This window comes from Gammaproteobacteria bacterium (assembly GCA_022340215.1).
Classification (GTDB): Bacteria; Pseudomonadota; Gammaproteobacteria; order JAJDOJ01; family JAJDOJ01; genus JAJDOJ01.
Map to the genome: position 1 here is coordinate 1 of JAJDOJ010000074.1, position 18,492 is coordinate 18,492.

General features: G+C 55.3%; 18 protein-coding genes. 2 read left to right on the forward strand and 16 right to left on the reverse strand.

The window, feature by feature from the left end; translation table 11 throughout:
* Window positions 1-194: 194 nt before the first annotated feature.
* From LJE91_05505 to LJE91_05570, 14 genes are all read right to left on the reverse strand, one after another.
* The gene (locus LJE91_05505) at window positions 195-1,394 is read right to left on the reverse strand and encodes a tryptophan 7-halogenase (protein ID MCG6868192.1); all 1,200 of its coding nucleotides are present in this window, start codon (window positions 1,392-1,394) and stop codon (window positions 195-197) included.
* A complete protein-coding gene (gene fabG, locus LJE91_05510; protein MCG6868193.1) occupies window positions 1,394-2,116 on the reverse strand; it encodes a 3-oxoacyl-ACP reductase FabG in 723 nt (240 codons plus the stop codon). Before fabG ends, LJE91_05505 begins: the two co-directional genes overlap by 1 nt.
* Complete coding sequence (locus LJE91_05515) at window positions 2,113-2,568, reverse strand: hypothetical protein (protein MCG6868194.1); 456 nt, start codon at window positions 2,566-2,568, stop codon at window positions 2,113-2,115. Before LJE91_05515 ends, fabG begins: the two co-directional genes overlap by 4 nt.
* A complete protein-coding gene (locus LJE91_05520; protein ID MCG6868195.1) occupies window positions 2,541-3,290 on the reverse strand; it encodes a beta-ketoacyl synthase chain length factor in 750 nt (249 codons plus the stop codon). Before LJE91_05520 ends, LJE91_05515 begins: the two co-directional genes overlap by 28 nt.
* 7 nt (window positions 3,291-3,297) lie before the next feature.
* Window positions 3,298-4,521 carry a beta-ketoacyl-ACP synthase gene (locus tag LJE91_05525; GenBank protein MCG6868196.1) on the reverse strand — a complete coding sequence of 408 codons (1,224 nt, stop codon included), beginning with the start codon at window positions 4,519-4,521 and terminating at the stop codon, window positions 3,298-3,300.
* An 11-nt stretch (window positions 4,522-4,532) separates the two neighbouring features.
* Complete coding sequence (locus LJE91_05530; protein MCG6868197.1) at window positions 4,533-6,776, reverse strand: MMPL family transporter; 2,244 nt, start codon at window positions 6,774-6,776, stop codon at window positions 4,533-4,535.
* A gap of 496 nt (window positions 6,777-7,272) precedes the next feature.
* Complete coding sequence (locus LJE91_05535) at window positions 7,273-7,962, reverse strand: hypothetical protein (GenBank protein MCG6868198.1); 690 nt, start codon at window positions 7,960-7,962, stop codon at window positions 7,273-7,275.
* Window positions 7,913-8,338, reverse strand: a complete 426-nt coding sequence (locus LJE91_05540) for an acyl-CoA thioesterase (protein ID MCG6868199.1) — start codon at window positions 8,336-8,338, stop codon at window positions 7,913-7,915. Before LJE91_05540 ends, LJE91_05535 begins: the two co-directional genes overlap by 50 nt.
* 16 nt (window positions 8,339-8,354) lie before the next feature.
* On the reverse strand, window positions 8,355-9,236 hold the full coding sequence (locus tag LJE91_05545) for a hypothetical protein (protein ID MCG6868200.1): 882 nt from the start codon (window positions 9,234-9,236) through the stop codon (window positions 8,355-8,357).
* Window positions 9,233-9,976: a glycosyltransferase family 2 protein gene (locus LJE91_05550; protein ID MCG6868201.1), complete on the reverse strand. Its 744-nt coding sequence runs from the start codon at window positions 9,974-9,976 to the stop codon at window positions 9,233-9,235. The genes LJE91_05545 and LJE91_05550 overlap by 4 nt, the downstream gene beginning before the upstream one ends.
* Window positions 9,969-10,331: a hypothetical protein gene (locus tag LJE91_05555; protein ID MCG6868202.1), complete on the reverse strand. Its 363-nt coding sequence runs from the start codon at window positions 10,329-10,331 to the stop codon at window positions 9,969-9,971. The genes LJE91_05550 and LJE91_05555 overlap by 8 nt, the downstream gene beginning before the upstream one ends.
* Window positions 10,306-11,649, reverse strand: a complete 1,344-nt coding sequence (locus LJE91_05560) for an AMP-binding protein (protein MCG6868203.1) — start codon at window positions 11,647-11,649, stop codon at window positions 10,306-10,308. Before LJE91_05560 ends, LJE91_05555 begins: the two co-directional genes overlap by 26 nt.
* Window positions 11,642-12,271 (reverse strand): hypothetical protein, encoded by a 630-nt coding sequence (locus tag LJE91_05565; protein MCG6868204.1) that lies wholly within the window; start codon window positions 12,269-12,271, stop codon window positions 11,642-11,644. Before LJE91_05565 ends, LJE91_05560 begins: the two co-directional genes overlap by 8 nt.
* Before the next feature lie 9 nt (window positions 12,272-12,280).
* Window positions 12,281-12,544 carry a phosphopantetheine-binding protein gene (locus LJE91_05570; protein ID MCG6868205.1) on the reverse strand — a complete coding sequence of 88 codons (264 nt, stop codon included), beginning with the start codon at window positions 12,542-12,544 and terminating at the stop codon, window positions 12,281-12,283.
* Between the two features lie 347 nt (window positions 12,545-12,891).
* On the opposite strand from LJE91_05570, the gene LJE91_05575 reads away from it, so the two are divergent.
* Entirely contained in the window at window positions 12,892-13,962 is a 1,071-nt protein-coding gene (locus LJE91_05575; GenBank protein ID MCG6868206.1) for a methyltransferase domain-containing protein, read from the forward strand.
* Window positions 13,963-14,037: 75 nt separating this feature from the next.
* On the opposite strand, the gene LJE91_05580 is transcribed toward LJE91_05575, so the two are convergent.
* Window positions 14,038-16,341, reverse strand: a complete 2,304-nt coding sequence (locus tag LJE91_05580) for a tetratricopeptide repeat protein (GenBank protein MCG6868207.1) — start codon at window positions 16,339-16,341, stop codon at window positions 14,038-14,040.
* Window positions 16,342-17,011: 670 nt separating this feature from the next.
* Between LJE91_05580 and LJE91_05585 the strand changes: the two genes are divergently transcribed.
* The gene (locus LJE91_05585; GenBank protein ID MCG6868208.1) at window positions 17,012-17,578 is read left to right on the forward strand and encodes a Uma2 family endonuclease; all 567 of its coding nucleotides are present in this window, start codon (window positions 17,012-17,014) and stop codon (window positions 17,576-17,578) included.
* A gap of 18 nt (window positions 17,579-17,596) precedes the next feature.
* Here the strand turns inward: LJE91_05585 and LJE91_05590 are convergent.
* A partial coding sequence (locus tag LJE91_05590; GenBank protein MCG6868209.1) for a serine protease occupies window positions 17,597-18,492 on the reverse strand: 896 nt, incomplete at its 5' end.

Consider the following 18,492-nt stretch of genomic DNA (forward strand, 5'->3'; position numbering starts at 1 on the left):
AGGGACAGCGCAGCGCCGGGATCGTTCGTCATCAAGGCGCGACAACAGGCGCATAGTCGAACTATGTAACGGTTGTCGCAACACAGAGGACGGACGACAAAGACAAGCAGGATGGTATGTCATTTGACAGAAATCGCCTAATCAAATGGATTCCTCAGGCGTTCGGCCAGCTCCGCGGCAGGATGTCAGGCTCTTTATAACCCGGCTTTTTTATTCTGCCGACCTTCCAGCAACATGCGCTGAAATTCATTCCTTCCGGCCCACAAATCGCCAGACAACAAAGCCGCAATATCCTTGACTACACTCTCGCTGCGATCAGCCTCGAAGAAAAGATTGTGCACCATACCAAAATGATAGAAGCGTTCAACGAAAAGCTGCATGGAACGAAAGCCAAGGGTGTATGCTTCATCGTCTCCACTATGTAGTGCCGAATCGCCCTCAGTACCACTGACCAGCGCCGTATGCAGCCGATCGGCAACTCTCTGCGCACTTGTGACCGCCAGAAAAACACCAGAGGAAAAAATGGGATCAAGAAAGCCGGCGGCGTCGCCACAACACACAAATCGTTGACCGTATCGTTGCGTATTGGTGAAGCTGAAATCAGCCTCTGCCCGCACTGACCGCTCCTGCTCAGCGCCGATCAGCAGATCAGTTAGTGTCGGGGAAGCATTTATATATCGCTCGAAGAGCGCCTCCCCATGCTGTGATTTTTCGGTGAGCTTCTGCACCACGAGTCCAACACTCAGGCGATTTCCAACAAGCGGTATGATCCAGACCCAACCAACATCCACCATCAGGACCTTGATATCCCCGGATGCGTACAGCTTCCGGGCGGTCGGAGAGTCTACATTTTGAAAGTGTGTATATAGTGCAAAGCGTCCGAGATTTTCGATGCGTTCGATACCTGATCGTTTTCTTCCCATCAAGGTCGCACGTCCGGTTGCATCAATAAGATACCTGGCTCGGTAGGAATTCCGATTCGACGTCACCTGCACACCGTTATCTTCAACATATACGGTCTTTACCGACTCTTCCTGGTGCAGGGTAGCGCCGTAACGCTCAGCATTGTTAACCAGCATATGATCGAAGCGGGAACGCTCCACCTGGTAAGGCTGGTAGCAAGTATTCAGACAGAACCGAACTTCTCTCCCGTGACTCTCATCGATGAACACCGCGCCGTTCTTGTGGAGATATTCCCTTTCGTCCCACTCGATTCCCAAACGATCGAACACAGGCGTACTCATCGGCAGCATTGACTCACCAATGTGAAAGCGCGGATGCCTTTCCCGTTCGATGATCAGCACGCTGTGGCCTTCCTGCGCCAGTAATGCAGCAGCCGTAGAACCGGCAGGTCCTGATCCGGCAACAATGACTTCCCATTCCTGCGCGGGCATCAGACAATACCTCCCGACACATTGAGAACATCTCCAGTCATGTACGAAGCTTCATCCGAGCAAAGGAAGGCCACTACCGACGCAATCTCCGCGGGACTGCCGGCACGCTTCATCGGGACAACTTGCTTTACAAGGCTGGCCGGAATATCTTTGGTCATCCCGGTTTCCACAAACCCGGGAGCTACTGCGTTCACACAGATACCCCGGCTCGCTACCTCTCTTGCCAATGAGCGAGTGGCACCGATGAGTCCTGCCTTTGCCGCGGCGTAGTTCGCCTGTCCACGGTTTCCATGAAGAGCGGAAATGGACGACATACTGACGATACGTCCCCATCGCTGGCGAATCATAGGCATGATCAGTGGTCTGGTTACATTAAAAAAACCATGAAGACTGGTATCAATGACACGCCGCCACTGATCAACTTCCATACCGGGAAACGGTGCATCCGCAGTGATACCCGCACAGTGCACGATGACATCCATCGTTCCTTCGCCTGCAATCAGTAAATCCAGCACTTCCCGGCTTTGCAATGGATCGGCAACATCAAAGCAGATCATTGCCCCGAATCCACCATTTTCAGCAATTCTGTCCTTAACCCGCCTTGCACCATCGGGGTTGCTAAGATATTGAACCCATACCTGCATACCCTCCGCAGCCAGGCGCTCGGCGACTGCACCACCAATTCCACCGCTACCACCTGTAACGAGCGCCTTGCGTGTCACCCGAACCCACCTTCAAGAAGCGCAACCATCAGAGTACCTGCAAAAAAGCATCTCTCACCGAATACCACCCTACCTTCGAATATAGCCGCTTCGGTATTCCCGGCGACATAGTGGGCGTGAATATGCAGCTCCGTTCCAACGGGTATGCGAACTTGCTCGATCCGGAAGGACTTAATCTGAACAATAACGCCCTGGCGCGTCGGACTCCCGGATACATGCGCCCGAATCAGAACACCAGCAGCCTGCGCCAGTAGCTCTATACCTCCAGTGGCGGGAAACAGTCCGTTGTGCACCAGGGGGTTTCTAGCATCGATCACGCTGGTACAGTGCGCGTTGCTGACATCTTGCGCCAGCAAGCGAGTAAGCATCAGCATAGGTGGTCGGTGCGGAAGCAGGTGTTCAAACCCGCTTTGCATGACCGATGTCATGGCATTTCCAAATCGACCGTCCATGGACGGTATCCAGAAGACAGAGCAATTTGCCGATGCCCGGCTTCGGTTTCTCGCAAGGACCGAAACAATGGCAGCGCGAGCATTGCAGGGTTACTTTCCAGAAAATCTCTGTCAAACGGGGCAGAGTCGGGCACCGAATGCCGGTAGGGCCGGCCTATCAGTGGACGATTGCGTTCATTCCGACCCAGCGCCAGTGCAAACGCGCAGGTCTCCCAAGAGTTATCGGGCAACAGTTGTGCCGGCATGGCCTCGTCGAAGACTACGAGCAATACCCTGTCCGCGACTGTACGCAGCTGACACCAGGCTTCGAGCAGCCCAAGCGCGAATCCGTCTTCCAATGCGGCCATTGCCTGCATCGAAGCCATACTATCCGTCACCATACTCCAATAACCTGCTGCGGTGTTATGTACTGAATTGTGGAATAGCGTAGGTGATAGCGGAAACTCGTGCCGCGCGATTGAACGGCAGAGCGAATCTGCAACTTCCGATTCTCCGGCGGAGGAAACAAATATTGCCGGCAATTTTCGGCTGCTTCTGGCTGCTGCGCAGGCGCGTTCCGCGGCGGTAATGGCCACTCGTGTTGCAATGCTGGTGCGACGTCGCACCATGGGCGGCAGAAGCGATGTGTCTAGTTCCGTGCCTGCGAATCCGAGTCTGTCCGCGACTTCCCTCTCTGGGATACATACCCCACTACCAAGAACGGCCACCGATGCAGATGACATGGCAGTGTCAGTCATGCGGCCAGCCCAGTACCACGGCCGTGTTGTTTCCACCAAAACCGAAATTATTATTCATCGTAAAGGCAACCGGAACATCCGTCTCACTATCGCGGACGACCGCGCAATGAAATGACGGATCGACCTGCTTCAGGTTACAGGTGCCAGGCCTGAATCGATTCTTGAGAGCAAGCCAGGTTATGATGGTTTCGATACCACCAGCAGCCCCAAGCGTATGCCCTATCAACCCTTTGGTACCACCACAATGCGTGTTGGTTCCGAATACCTGTTCAACTGCGCGCATTTCCGCGCTGTCATTGAGAACGGTTCCGGTGGCATGCAGGTTCACATAATCAATTTGCTGTTCGGCAATGCCGGCTTGGGTAAGTGCCGCTCGCATTGCGATGATGGCGCCCTTGCCTTGCGGGTGTGGTGCAGTCATGTGGTGAGCATCAGAAGATTCACCGCACCCCAGCAAATGGACACAGTCAGAAAATACATCATCGGGTTTCTCTACTAGCAACAGGCCTGCTCCTTCGCCCAGGCTAATGCCATTGCGAGTGGCATCCAGCGGTTTGCAGGGCTGTTCCGACATGATCTCTAGACTCTTGAATCCATACATCGTCATGCGGCAAAGAGAGTCAACGCCACCGGTCAATACCGCGTCACACACGCCAGCCGTTATCAAACGTTGGGAACTCGCCAATGCCTTGCTGCTCGAGGAACAGGCAGTCGAGATCGCGTAGCAGGGTCCCTCCAGACCGAGCTCTGACTTCAAAAAGCGTGCTGTCGCCACCCACAAATGCTGACGGGTAAGGTGGAATGATACCGTTACCCCTTGCTCCTCCAGGTCATTGTAGAAATTCTCCGTCTCATAGATTCCAGAGGTACTGGTTCCCAGGATGATTCCAACCCGATGCGCTCCATAGCGGTCGATGGCCCGTTTCACGGCATCGCGCAAGCCATCTTCGGGATGGTCTAGAGCTGCCAGCGCAATACGCGCATTCCGCGTGGAATATTCCTGTAGCGACGGGCTCACTTTCGGGAGGTGATCATCCACGATCTCACCGCACCAGGCAGGGAAATCGATTTCAAACAAACGCGGAGAGTGCAGGCAGTGTTCTCCGTTAAGCAGGGCTTCGTACAGACGCCCTGTACCAAGACCGCAGGCGCTGTAGGTTGAGCAAGCAGTGACGGGTAGTGGCTGGACTGCGCTCCCAACAGATTCGGGATTCATTACGCTTCCGTTCATACCAGGTTCAAGTCTCGTATTCCCCTGCCGGGGCGTCCAAGCATGATCGGACACAACAAGAAACCAGCCAACGCACCCGGGCCAACCGTCCCGGCAAGGGCATGCAGGGCCGGGTTTTCGGCGACACCCAGACTTCCGAACGCCGCTGCCGTGGTAAATGCAGAAATAGTGATTGCCTGAAAAGTTACCTTTATGTCACCACTTCTATTCTCTAAAAAGAATATGCCGTAGTCCACGCATACTGCAGCCGTTAGAAGCAGACCAATCAGGTGCAGTATCCCAACGGAAACCCCGAACATTCCCCATGCCGCCACTATCATCATGATAGACAGAGTCGCTGGAGCAAGGGCCAATACGGAGATCTTGAGGGATCTGTAACGCACGGCTAATAGGATCAGGATAACTAGTACTCCCCATATCAACATCGTCTGGGCCTTTTTTCGATATTCCCGCGACAACTGCTGAATGTTATCCTTTTGACTGAAATAGCGGGCCCCTTGAATAGGTCGTAACGCGTCTTGCAGGGCCTGCGGCACGTGCCTTCCCAACCAAATGACGGCTGCTACACCGTCGGGTTTCGCGATAAACTGCGTGGAAAGCAGTGTAGCGACAGGCGAGGTCAATGCCCGTTCAGGATCAAGGAAAGGCTTGTTTTGAGAGCTTAGCCCGGGAAAGCTCTCGGCGCTAAGTCCTTTATCAAGCAATACCCTATCCCATTGCTCCTGAACATCCGCATTGACTGCGTCGTTCCACGCCTTTACGTTACGAGATTGAATATCCATCGAAGCAATCCATGGAAACAGTGGGTAATACAGGTCCAGTTTGCCCTCCTGCATCAGGATAGCCAGTCGGCGCTGAACGACTTCGGCCACTCGCAGTGTGGATTCCATGTCGTCTCCGGATACGATGATAAAACGACCCGGCTCGATACTGGAAAAGCGCGCGCGTATCGAGCGGTCCGTATCCGCGAGTCGCTCCAGTGTTGGCGCAAGACCACTCAGGTCGTCATCCCAGTGCATCCTTGAGCCGTATATGAGTTGAACGCACGCCACTACCGCAAGGATCAGGACGCGCGATTGTGTACTGATGCCGATGGAAAGCAACCAAGACAGATGGACCCGCGGACGTACCTGCACGCGGAACAGGCTCATCAAGTCAGACAGCATGAAACGGGTGATAACCAACGCGGCGATGATTCCACTGCTGGTGAACACGGCAACCTGCTGCAGGCCGGGGAAGCCGCTAAAGCTCAGTGCCGTGTAACCAATGAGTGTAGTCGTTCCCCCAAGCAGAAGTGCCGGCCAGATACGACGAATAGCTTGTTGCCTGTCGGTGCCGGCTCGATCCCCCGAATTCACCATACCGTGAATGAAATAGTCAACACTGACGCCAATCAATGTAGCCCCGAGCGCCAGGGTCAGGCCGTGCAAATAGCCGTATACCAACTGAGTAGACAGGATCGCGATACTTGCCGAGGCAAACAGCATGATGCAGATACATATGAGTGCGCGGAGCGACCGGAACACAAGCCAGGACAACAGGACAACAAGCCCGATAGATAATGTACCAATGCGGTTGACATCGCGCCTGACCTGCTCGTGAATACTAGTGGCAAACACCGGAACGCCAGTGAATTCCAGCGTGAAACTCTTGCCAAATCCTGCATTCAACCCGTTGAATGTTTCTACCAGTGTTCGAATGAACCTCTGCTGGGCTGCGGTATCCAGGCCAGCATCGCGTGTCTCCAGGAAAAACGCACTATAAGTCGGATCTGGTTCCGGTTGTTTGTACATCTCACCGACCTTTCTAAACCAACTAAGTGTCAGCAACATGGGGTCGTCACGCAGCAGAGACTTGGCCAGAGACGGATCGGGTCCCAGCAATGCCTCCCGTATCATAGTCGCCTGTAAAGCCATACCCTCCGGATCGAGTAACCGAGTAATCTCTCGTTCGGGCTCCAACGAATACAAATGCTGCTGGTGGGGCGCATAAAAGCGCAGTAGCTGTCTAACGTCGGCCTGACCAAGCGGCTCGGTCCAGATGTGCTGGACCAGCCCCGATTGTGCCAACGAATTCTGTAGTTCTTCCAGAAACTTACGAGAAGCAGCCACGTCGACATCAGGGTGGCCAATACTGACAAGGTACCTTCGTTCCAGTTCATCGGACTGTTGGAGGGTCACTAAGTAGCCGGGATCTTCAGATCCTCCAGGGTAAAAGAAGTCACCGATGTCGGTGCGCATGTTCGTCCGCAGAACTGCTGTTACGGCAAGTCCGACAGTTAAAAACAGAAAAACCCAGGCCCTTGTCATGATGACCAGTTGGCAATCTTGTCCAGTGCCCCGTGCCAGATATCACCAGCGACGCAAAATGACTCCTGATGCAGAGGCGGGACAAATTGAATATGGGTGGAGAAACCCGCGATATGGTCTGAGGCTTACCACCCCTGACAGGCAAAAGTTGCTAGCTCAGAGATCAATCGTGCTGTCAATCAACGGTACATATGATTCCAAATCCGCCAAAGGCCAACGAATCATCGTCGATTAGCACAATGGAATTATCCTAGCCAATGTCATTAGGCGATTTCTGTCAAATGACATACCACCCTGCTTGTCTTTTCGTCCGTCCTCTGTGTTGCGACAACAGTGACATAGTTCGACTATGCGCCTGTTGTCGCGTCTTGATGACGAACGAAAATCCGGCGCGATCTGGTATGCCATTTTCCGGCAATCGCCTTAACTAACCACAATCGAGTGGAATCTGGCAGTTTCTCAGTTGATCAAGTGTACGACGCATTTCCTGTTCGGCTGCGCCCCCCCGCGACTGCACTAATAATTGCCATTCTGAACGATCGCCGTCCGCATATTCCAGAAGAAGATTGTCTGGTCCAAGACCTGTGTTACCAGACACCCAAAATCGGGCGATATCATGCTCCCCGTAGTTATGTGGCGTGAGTTGCAATCTCCAGCGCTGCCCCCCCGTATTGAATTCGATTTTATACTCCTTCTCCAGATCCGCAAGTCCACCAGAGCCGAAAACCAGCCACATAAATGGTTCCATTCCCGGAACTGCAAATGGTCGCTCCAGTTTCAGACTACGATAAATCTCCTGATCGTCGTCAATATAAAGCATTCGCTCTGCTGAGATTGCGGTAGTCGTCAATCTCGGCGATTGCTGCGATATCACCAAACGATGCGGCGAGATATACATATCTCCCATGGCTTTCGATGGATCAACCAGCATTCGCATCATCCGTATTTCCCGGTACCTGAAATGTTGAGTCTCTTGAATGCGCATGCGCTCGAGTACGTCAACAAGCGAGTCCGGCGATGCGGCCTGCAAATGATTCAGCATCGCCACCAATACGAACGGTAACAGGCTAAGCCGTGTTCCCCATCGCTTTCGAAACATGACCTGAAATAGTTCCAACGATATTTTCCGGTACGTGCTGTTGCAACTTTCCATTCCGGTCGCATACTACCTGTTTGGTGAAGCCATAAGCAGCCCGCTTGCCTGATTCGATTTCATGAATCTCGTATTCTATGAGGATATAATACTCCCATTCGCGAAAACGAGCCCCTATTTCGACTTTTTGTCCGTACCTGAGCGACTCTCTATAACGGCAACGGGACTCTATTACCGGAAAGACAAGTCCAACACTATCGATGTCGTCGACATCCAAACTCAGTGAGCGGTACAACGCAGTTCTGGCGAGCTCAAAATACTTGTAATAGTGTCCATGCCAGACGATGCCAAGGCTGTCAATGTCATGAAAAGGAATTTCATAGTGGACGATAACAGCCATGTTCCGATATCGGCATCTACTTCCAAAACTCGAAAAAATTAAACCAATTGTAGGGATACCTACGCGCCATAGCCGCTAGTATATCTGCATAGCGTTGCGCATATATCTGCACCTGCTGTTCGCGCTTGCCCCGTTCCAATACGATACGGCAGGCAAGTTTGGTTGCATGGGTCTCATATATACATTGATCAACACGCATGCCAAAGAAACAGAAAACCGGGCAGCGTAATATGGAGGCCAGATAATAGGGGCCTGTTGGCAGGAATGCCGGTTCACCCATAAAGTTAACTATTACCTTCTTTTCGCCAATTCCCGTACGATCTCCGAGTATCGCAAGAATGCCACCGTTGTCGATGACATCGCGCATCTGAAAAACCGCATCTGGATTCGTAGGGTCTATGAAACTGTGCTGAATTTTCGGGTTGACCCCATCCAACGCACTGCGGATTTTAGTCGAGCCGGCGAAATACGCGACGATGTGAATTTCAATGTTCATTGTCTCCCAGGCGAACAGCTTGCTGGCCTCAAAGCTACCCAAGTGCGAACCCAGCATGATTACTCCGCGCCCTTCTCGCAGGGCTTCCATGAGTGATTCACGTCCAATTGAGCGTACCTCGAACTGATCCGCGTCACCGCTAAGGATTACAACACGATCGACCAGACAACGAGCAAAACACAGTAGCTGGCGATAGTAGTCCAGCCAACGAGCATGCCCCTTTGCCAGGGTGAAAAAATGAGCGCTTGCCTTATGCGCTGCGCGCCCGGTAATGAAGAAATAGGCAGTGATCGGATACAGAAGCAGATTGACCAGCCAGCGATGCGGCCGCCGACACAACAGGATCATCAGCTTTATGGTCCAGGACGTTCCCCTCTCCCTGACCTTGATCCAATCGTTCATAAATTCGACATCTTTACGTGTCGCAGCAGCCCACGAAAAGGTGCCTGCAATACCAACCAGGCATGTAAACTGACATTGAGAATATTATCGTGGACACCTCGAAAATGAGACACTCCTCCCTCGTCGGCGGACAGGTATCGTACACGTGTGGATACGGTCCGTACCGGTATACCCGCCCAATATGCTCTGATTAGAATCTCGGGATCGAAACACATCCTAGAACACAGTGTATGCAAGGCACAAATGGCGGCGACCGGATAAACTCGAAAGCCGCACATAGCATCAGGCAATGTGCGCGTACCAGCCTCGATGGCGATTATCAGCTTGGTGAGCTTGCGGCCATGTTTGCGAATCGCCGGAATGTCTTCCCCGAATTCCGGTGCACCGAGTATCATCGCTTCCGGCGTATCTCGCATACTCTGCAGGAATCTGGGCACGTCATCCAGATCGTGCTGACCATCCGCATCAATCTGCAGTGCATGGCTGAAGCCGAGGTCCAGGGCTTTCTTTAGACCAGCCTTTACCGCCGCACCTTTACCGCGATTGACAGAGAAATGCTGTACGTGAATATGTCCCCGGTCTCGATTTGCCAATTGGTCGATAAGGGATGCCGTCGCATAATCGCTACCATCATCGATCACGATGACATATTCGAAAGACCGACGCAGCCGCTCGACTACGTTCTTGATCGTCAAGGGATTGTTGTAGACAGGGACCAGCCCGCAAACCCTTTCAGGCATTCGAGCCTCCTGCCAGGCTTAGGGTACCCTTGGACACCATGGTGGCATCTTTCTCAATACTGAAGCGTATTTCACTGGACCGGGTTCGATGAATCCGGATAGCAAGGGTGTCGCCTGGCTGAACAAGGCCGGTAAACTTCAGCCCTGCCCCACCTGCGATGACCGAGTTCCAGTCCGGTTGCAGTTGCATCACCGCCCTAAGCATCTCTATCTGCGAAACTGCCGGCATGATGGGATTACCTGGGAAATGCCCGCTGAAAAAAGGTTTGTCCTCGGTTACGACATAGCGACAGGATATGGTATTGCCATCACTGGACCGACGTATTTCGTCAAACCTGTATACGGGCACGGTCATGGTCTTCAAACAACTCAAGGATTGACCGGCGCGGTAGTTTGCCAGTAGGCGTGCGCGGCAGGTGGTCAACCACAAGGATACGCCTAGGAACCTCTACGCCGTCTAGCCTGCTTCGTAGATACGACTGCAGTTTCCGAGTCGACAGCAGTTGATCTTCTTTCGAAACGATGACGGCCCAGATCGCTACGTCACGGACGAGTCCCCCGGCGGGTACGGCGATTACCGCCGCTTCCACGATACCGGGATAAGAGAGGATGGAGTCCTCAATGAACGTCAGGGACACACGCTTCCCTGCGATCTTGACAATGGTATCCGAGCGACCCAGAAGCAGGAACCGTCCCCCTTCCCGTAAAGCGACGCGGTCGGCAGTCAGGAACTCCGCGGGCGTCCCATCCCCCATAAATGGGGATTGTACCTTCAGCAAATTCCTCTCTACAGACAACTTCACCTGGGGAAATGGTTGCCAGGTCTCGACAGATGTCTTCTGTCGGTAGCCGATCACACCTGTTTCCGTGGATCCATATATTTCAAGAATAGCGTTCCCAAATCGTTGCTGCCATTGTTGAGCCAGACTGCGAGGCAACTTCGCTGCAGCCGACACACAGAATATGCCTCGTGGCACATCGCCGCATGCCAACATCGCCTGGTACTGGACAGGAACGCTGATAAATATTCTCCCCCCACTGCGCTGAAAGACCTGATAGATATCGCGTGGATATTGTGGCATTTCATCTACCCATGCGTTGCCCGTTACCCACGGTAGTAAAACCGAGAATGTCAGCCCATAGAGGTGCTGGGGCGGAACTGTAGCTACTACCGGACCCGCAGGCCATTCGAACTCCGAGGCAACGGCATCAGCTTCATTCAATAGGTTCGCGAGGGACTTAGTGACGATTCTTGGTTCACCTGAAGATCCCGAGGTAAACAGCTTTACGGCTTGCAGATCACCTGTCACTATCGGCTCCCAGCAACCGTGCCCCATAGCGTCGGTATACCCCGGCAAACGCCGCCCCCAGCCAGCATCGCATTCCAAGGCAATTTCAAATCGGTCTCGGATGTCTCGCAGGGTCTCATCGAGGAAATTCGGCGGTAACAGTACTGACTTTCCGCTCAGCCACGCTGCCAACATACCAACGCTGAACGCATAACGACCGGGACAACTGAGCAGGATATCGCCACTGCGCCGTATCTGCGCAGACAGTCGGATGACATCCGTGCGAAACTGGCCAACTGTAATTGGTTTCCCTGCCAAACAAGCCAGTGGCTTCGCCTCACTGGAAGTAAAACACAGACAGCGTTTACGATGCGTGTTACGCATCGTCACGCCTTTCTTGTTCCCAAATCTGATGACCTTTGTTAATGATATTCCGAACAGTCTTAGAGAGCGGCGGGATTTCCAGCCCAGGGAACGCGATTCGCCGCCAGAAGTATTCACCCAGCATTAACGCACCAATGAGCAGATACACAATCAGGCTGTTGTATAGTACCCACGTAGCGTCGTCTCCCCGAATGGCGAGCCATACGCACCACGCGATATTGGCGGCGAAAAAAAGTGTCCAGACAATCGTCAGCTTTCTGCAATAATCCGCAATACCAAGTGGAAATTCATCCTGAAAATCCAGGCGAGCGAATCGTTCTATCAGAGAAGTTCCCTTCAGGCTCCGAAAAAAAATGTAGAACAGACTGGAATAAACAAGCAGCGGAGACAGTTTTAGTATTGCTTCCAGCCCGTATAACCAACCCAATATAGAGGCGCTGATTAAAAAAATAATAACCGTCAGAAGCCAACGCTCCTGATATCGAAGTTTCCAGGCAAGCACACCGAAAACCAGGAGGGCACCGAGCCATGCGACCTGGTGGGCCAAAAGCATATAGATAACAATGGGATATCCAACAACAAGCAGACCAAGCCAGGTCGCTTTCACGATCGGCTTTAACATACTGAAGTTCTATCTGGTGCGATTGCCTTCGATGTACGCAGCGAGTGAGGCCAGGGACGCGAAAATCTCCTGGTTTCGTTCGTCGGATGACTTGATCTTGACGCCGTATTTCTTGTCAAGCAGAACCGCCAGTTCCAGCGCGTCGATAGAATCAAGGCCAAGACCATCGCGGAACAATGGGGCATCCGGATCAATATCATCAGGTGATATATCTTCAAGATTGAGTTCAGACACCAGCAGCGATTTCAGCTCATCTATCATATTGGGCTCCATCGACAATACAGCCACGGGGAGATTGTACAATACGGCTGCGACAGGGGTAAGCAAAGAAGCCTCCCGCACCAAGCAGTATTTAACATATTGTTAAATATACGTTTTCTATAGTAGACCCAAAAATTAATGAGAACGGCTTCCCGGCAGCATTGGATACATGTCGGATCGCGACGTGGAACATCGGAGTCCACAGACCTTCGATTGATGGCAGGGAGGGTTCCGTCACGATGGCGCAGGGTGGATGAACAGGTGAGTAACATGGAATTGGCTTACAGACCCCGGTCAAAAGGACTCGGCGGTTGTAACCAGCCTCGAATAGACGTCCGGCACATACGGGTGTGCTCAGTATGAAAATCGGAATCGGACCGGAGCAATGTAGCGCCTTGGAGGCAAAGTCGCTGGCTCAGTGGATTGCCTTCGCACCTTTTGCCTTTCAAGCCACCATAGCGATGCGTGACTTGGGTCTTCTCGCGTGCATCGAGGCGGCCGGAGAGGCAGGCATCGATAGGGCACGGCTTGCCGACCAGGTCGGACTCTCAGAATACGGAACAAGTGTTCTATTGGATTTCGCCGTTGATATCGGTCTGGTAGCGGAGTCGGAGGGGGTTTATGTCCTGACCAAAACCGGTTACTTCATACTCAATGACGAGATGACCAGGGTAAACATGAATTTTACCCGCGATGTCTGTTACCAGGCGCTGGGCGCCCTGATAGAGTCCGTTCGGGACGGTAAGCCACGCGGGCTGATCGCCTTTGGTGATTGGGATAAACTGTATGATGGCTTGACGCGCCTTCCCGATTCCGCGTCAGATAGCTGGTTCGCATTCGATCATTTCTATTCCGATCGCGTGTTCGCGCAAATGCTGCCGATAGTGTTCTCGGATCCCGTCAGGGAAATACTGGATATTGGAGGGAATACCGGCCGATGGGCACAACAATGCCTGGCTTACGATTCTCAGGTGCGCGTAACTATTATGGATCTTCCCGGGCAATTAGAGGTCGCCCGAAAAAACCTCGCTGCCGAGGGATATATCGATCGCGTCAATACCTATGTAATCGATGTGCTCGAGGATGATCAGCCATATTACAAAGGCGCCGATGTCATTTGGATGAGCCAGTTTCTCGACTGCTTTTCCGAACAGGAAATCTTGCAGATCCTGAGAAATACCGTCTCGGTTATGGACACCCACACCGTGTTGTACATAACCGAGCTGTTCTGGGACCGACAGAAATTCGACGCCGCCCGATTCAGCCTCAACGCAATCTCGCTATATTTCACGAGTATCGCGAACGGCAAGAGCCGCATGTACCATTCGGGTGACATGAAGGCACTGATAAAAAACGCCGGCCTGGTAGTCGACAGGGAACTGGACGATATTGGTGAGGGACATACCGCGCTTCTCTGCCGACTGGCTTAGGCATTGCTCTTCGCCGTGTGACACGGACGGGCAATCGGCGTGGCACAAAGACGCTAGCTAATCCTATCCTCGCGCTTACTCACCTCCCTCCAGTTCACCGATCAGGCGCTCGAGATCGGGATCTCCCGGCGTGAGTGCCCGCAGGAGTCGGGCATATTCAAGCGCCTCTTTTCTGTGGCCCGCGTCGCGATGATAGGACACCAGTGCAAGCAGGATGTCGGTGTCGCCGGGATGACGACGCTGCGCCTCCGCCAGGACCTTCAGACCGGCGTCCCGATCGCCGCCGGAGACCAGGGCGACACCATAGACATAGGCGTAGCGGGACACTTCGGGCGCCGCCCGCGCCGCGGCCGCCAGGTGCTCCAGGGCCTCATCCTGCCGTTTGCGGCGGACCAGGGACAGGCCCATCGTGTGCTGCAGTGACGCGTCACCCGGATCGAGCGCCATGCCCGCTTCGAGCACGGTGGCCGCATCGGCCTCGCGCCCGTTCTCGCTCAGCAACTGGACCAGATTGACGCGCGCGGGGATGAAATGGGGCTGCAGGCGCAGGGCCTGCCGGTATGCGAGTTCGGCCTCCCGGACCCTTCCGGTCTCGGCGTAGAGCGCCCCCAGGTTGAGACGCGTCTCGGGACGTTCGGCATTGAACGCCTGCACCGAGATGTATTCCTCGATGCCCTTCTCGAGCATGGCCTGATAGGCCTCCGGCAGGCGCGCCGCCCTCAGGAAGGGCGCGAGCACGCGCGCCGCCTCGATGCGCACGGCCAGCAGATCGTCCTCCAGGAGCGGGAACGCCGCGGCACGGTCCCTGAGGCCCACGTCCTGCAAGGCCTCGAGGGCGCCGAGGCGTTCAAGCGGGTCACCGGACCCCAGTCCCTGCTCGATCAGTTTCAGGGACTCGGCATCCGGATAGGCCCCGAGGTGCGTCAACCCCGTCGCGCGCGCAATTGCGGGTTGTCCGGTGTCCGCGACCAAGGTCTTCAGCAACCGATCCGCCCCCGGGAGGCGGCGTCGCGCCGCATCCAGCGTCCCGGCGTAGTCCTGCAGGCCTTTCGCCGGGCGCCCGTACCACGCCTCGACCTGTTGCGCGGCCCATTCGGGTCCCTCGTCTTCGTGACAGCGGGTGCAGGCATCGGGAACACCCAGCGTCACGGACAGGTCGGGCCGGGGTACGCGAAAGCTGTGGTCGCGACGCGCGTCCACCCCCATGTAGGTCGTCGCCGGCATGTGGCAGGCCAGACAATTCGCGCCCGCGGATTCCTGCGGATGGTGGTGATGCGAGGCAACCGCATACCGGTCCGGCGCATGGCACTGCGCGCACACCGCATCCCCGGGCAGCCGCGTCCCGGCCGTATGCGGATCGTGACAGTCGGAACAGGTCACGCCGGCCTGGTACATCCGGCTCTGCAGGAACGAGCCCCAGACGTAGACCTCGTCCTCGACCTGCCCATCGGTATGATAGAGCCCCTCGGTCAACAGGGCCGGCCGATAGGCGTCCAGGAACGGACGTCCCTGCACGTCATCTCCGCTCAGGCGGCCGCGGCGACTGTGGCACCGGGCGCAGGCATCCACTTCCTTGCGTTCGCCGGCGGGCTTCGAACGACTGGGCTTGCCCGTGTCGGGGTCGATCGACCAGGCGACGCCGCTTCGCTCGTCAAAGACGACGGTCAGTCCCTTGTCCGTGGACCCGGATGCTTCACCCTTCGCGGCGCGTTCGGCCCAGACCACGTGACCGGAGCCCGGTCCGTGGCAGGCCTCGCAGGAGACGTCAATCTCCGACCATTTCGTCTCATAACGACCCGTGCCGGCGTCATAACCCTTGACCAGGTTGGTGGTGTGGCAATCCGCGCACATGTAGTTCCAGTTGAGGTTCGGACCGGTCCAGTGCAGCACATCGCCGGGGGGCACGGGATCCTCGGGATGCAGATGGAACCAGCGCTGACCGCCCTGCTCCGCGGGCCGGGCGTCCCAGGCGATGTCCAGCGCCTGCAGGCGACCGCCGGGAAACTCGATCAGATACTGCTGCAGCGGGTAGACCCCGAACGTGTAGCGCACCGGGTAGTCCTGCAACTTGCCGTCCGGACCATCGGTGCGGACCCGGAACTGGCCATCTTTGCGAAAAAACTCGGACGTGACGCCGAAAACGGTCAGCTTTGCGTCGTTGAAATCGCCGAGGACCGACTCGTCGTCGGCGGCCTGCATGGCGAGATCGTGATGCGAACCCGACCAGGCCGCGCTCTCGGCTTCATGACATGCAGTACATCGTTCACGTCCGACGAATGCGGGCTCGTCAACGGTTGCCGAACCCAGAACGCTCAGCGGTACCAATACCAGAGAAAACAAGGAACAAGAGAAACTGCGATTCAAGAAGATCCGGGGCATCCCCCCTCCCTGTCATAACCCGACGCCCCTCCCGATTCGGAAGGTGCCCCAAAAATAATCGTAGCCTGGATGCAGCGGTAGCGAAATCCAGGAATTCTTTTCCAGTCGCCGGTGCCCGCATCCCCGGATTCCACTATCGCTCCATCCGGGCTACTCTGAAGCGGTCATTCTACACGGACCGTTCCGAATCTCGTTTTCCACTCACTGCGAGCCCCTTTGAGAAACGCTCAAGTCTCGGGAGCACGGGCACAGTCATCCTATTGCGCCGACACTCCCGCCACCAAAGGCATGCCACACTCGCCCGGCACCCTGCTCCAGGATCATGGATGGCAAACCCCATGGACCGCGGAGTATTCTCGGCGGAGCTATAGAAATGTTAGGCTTTCCTTATCGCTAATATCCGTCCACAAACGCCTGGGTTTTTCTTCTCCATAAATTGTTGGATCCGCTGCGCTTGATCCAACCTACGGTTTTTCAATGAGTTATCACATCCCGTAGGGTGGAACAAGCGCAGCGGATCCACCGAACGACCCATCCCGTAGGGTGGAACAAGCGCAGCGGTTCCACCGAACGACCCATCACGTAGGGTGGAACAAGCGCAGCGGTTCCACCATTAGGGGTGTTTTTTTGGACGCCGACTAGTTAACGCAGCCTTGGTGAACGCTACGGCATGAGCCCTCAGATCGAGAGAAAGCCCTCTCTGTACGAGCAATTGGTGGCCCTGCCGGACGGACTGACCGGCGAGATCATCAACGGACAGTTGCGAACACAGCCTCGTCCGGCCTGGCCCCATAGCCTCGCCGGTTCGCGGCTAGGCGCCGATATCGAGGGCCCTTACGGTCGCGGGCGCGGAGGCCCGGGGGGCTGGTGGATCATTGACGAGCCCGAGGTCCACCTTATTCTGGATACCGAGATCACGGTCCCGGATATCGCGGGCTGGCGCAAGGCGCGTATGCCATCGCCGCCGGAGGGGCATAAGATCCAGATCGTGCCGGACTGGGTCTGCGAGATTTTCTCGCCTTCGTCAAAAAGTACGGACCGTGAGGAGAAAATGCCCTTGTATGCGCGCTACGGCGTTCGATTCACCTGGCTCGTCGATCCCAAAACGCACACCCTCGAGACCTACGAGCTCGCCGATGCGAAGTGGCAGCCATCGGGCATCTTCCGCGACGACGACACGGTCTCCGTCGCGCCGTTCGATGAGATTGTCATTCAGCTCGCGGATCTGTGGGGCTGAACGCATACCAACACACCGCTACGGGCTGCCGCCAAACGCTTCATTCAGCGCTTCGATAATCGACTGAATCCACAAGCCCTCATTGGCGGGATACGTTCCAGCCTTTCCATGGAGTTTTCTCAATTTCATTCCACCGGCGTGATGAATCGCGATCAGCTTCCACTGCGCGTTGAACACCGGGCTGCCCGAGCTACCTGGCTCGGTGGGCGCATGATAGTGGACGATCGGCGCCTCGTGATCGAGCAATTTGTTGTCCTGAACCGAGAAAGACAGGGTCCCGCCCTGGGGATGGCCGATGATGTACACGCGGGAGCGGTTCGGTGAGGGCAGGCGCGAGTGGACCGGGCAGGGTTCGATTCCCTTAACCGGTTTATCGAGGCGCAGTATCGATGTGTCCAGTTCATCAGGAGGGGAGGACCAGAGCAGTTCAGTAACCGAATACTCGATGGGCTCCTGTCCGTCGTGCGATTCAAATAGGATGACGGCCTCATCGGGCCTGATTGCGTTTCTCACCGTCTCGCTCACGACATGCGCATTGGTGAGAAGCACCACGTCATCCCCGAAAGAACCCTGCAGATCGCATCCTTTCACCAGGAATCCCGTTCCCTCCCCGCGATCCACATCCCGGCCGATTCGTGCGACGCTCTGCGCGCGCGCCACACCCCGCATCCACCATCGATAGCTCTGTACACCGGTATTTCCCAGGATCTTTTCAAGTTGCTTTTCGTCCCCCTTCTTTTGCGCCTTCGACACGTGCATGTCGTCCGCCGTAATCTCGACCGCGCCTCCTTCCTGCTTCAGAAGTTCCTTTCGCACGACCGGCAGGAAAAACGATCCGGGCTCGCTCTCCGGCGTCATGCCCCAGACCTCTCTCAGCTGCCTCTCGAAGCTGCCCAGCGTAAAGGCGTCGACAT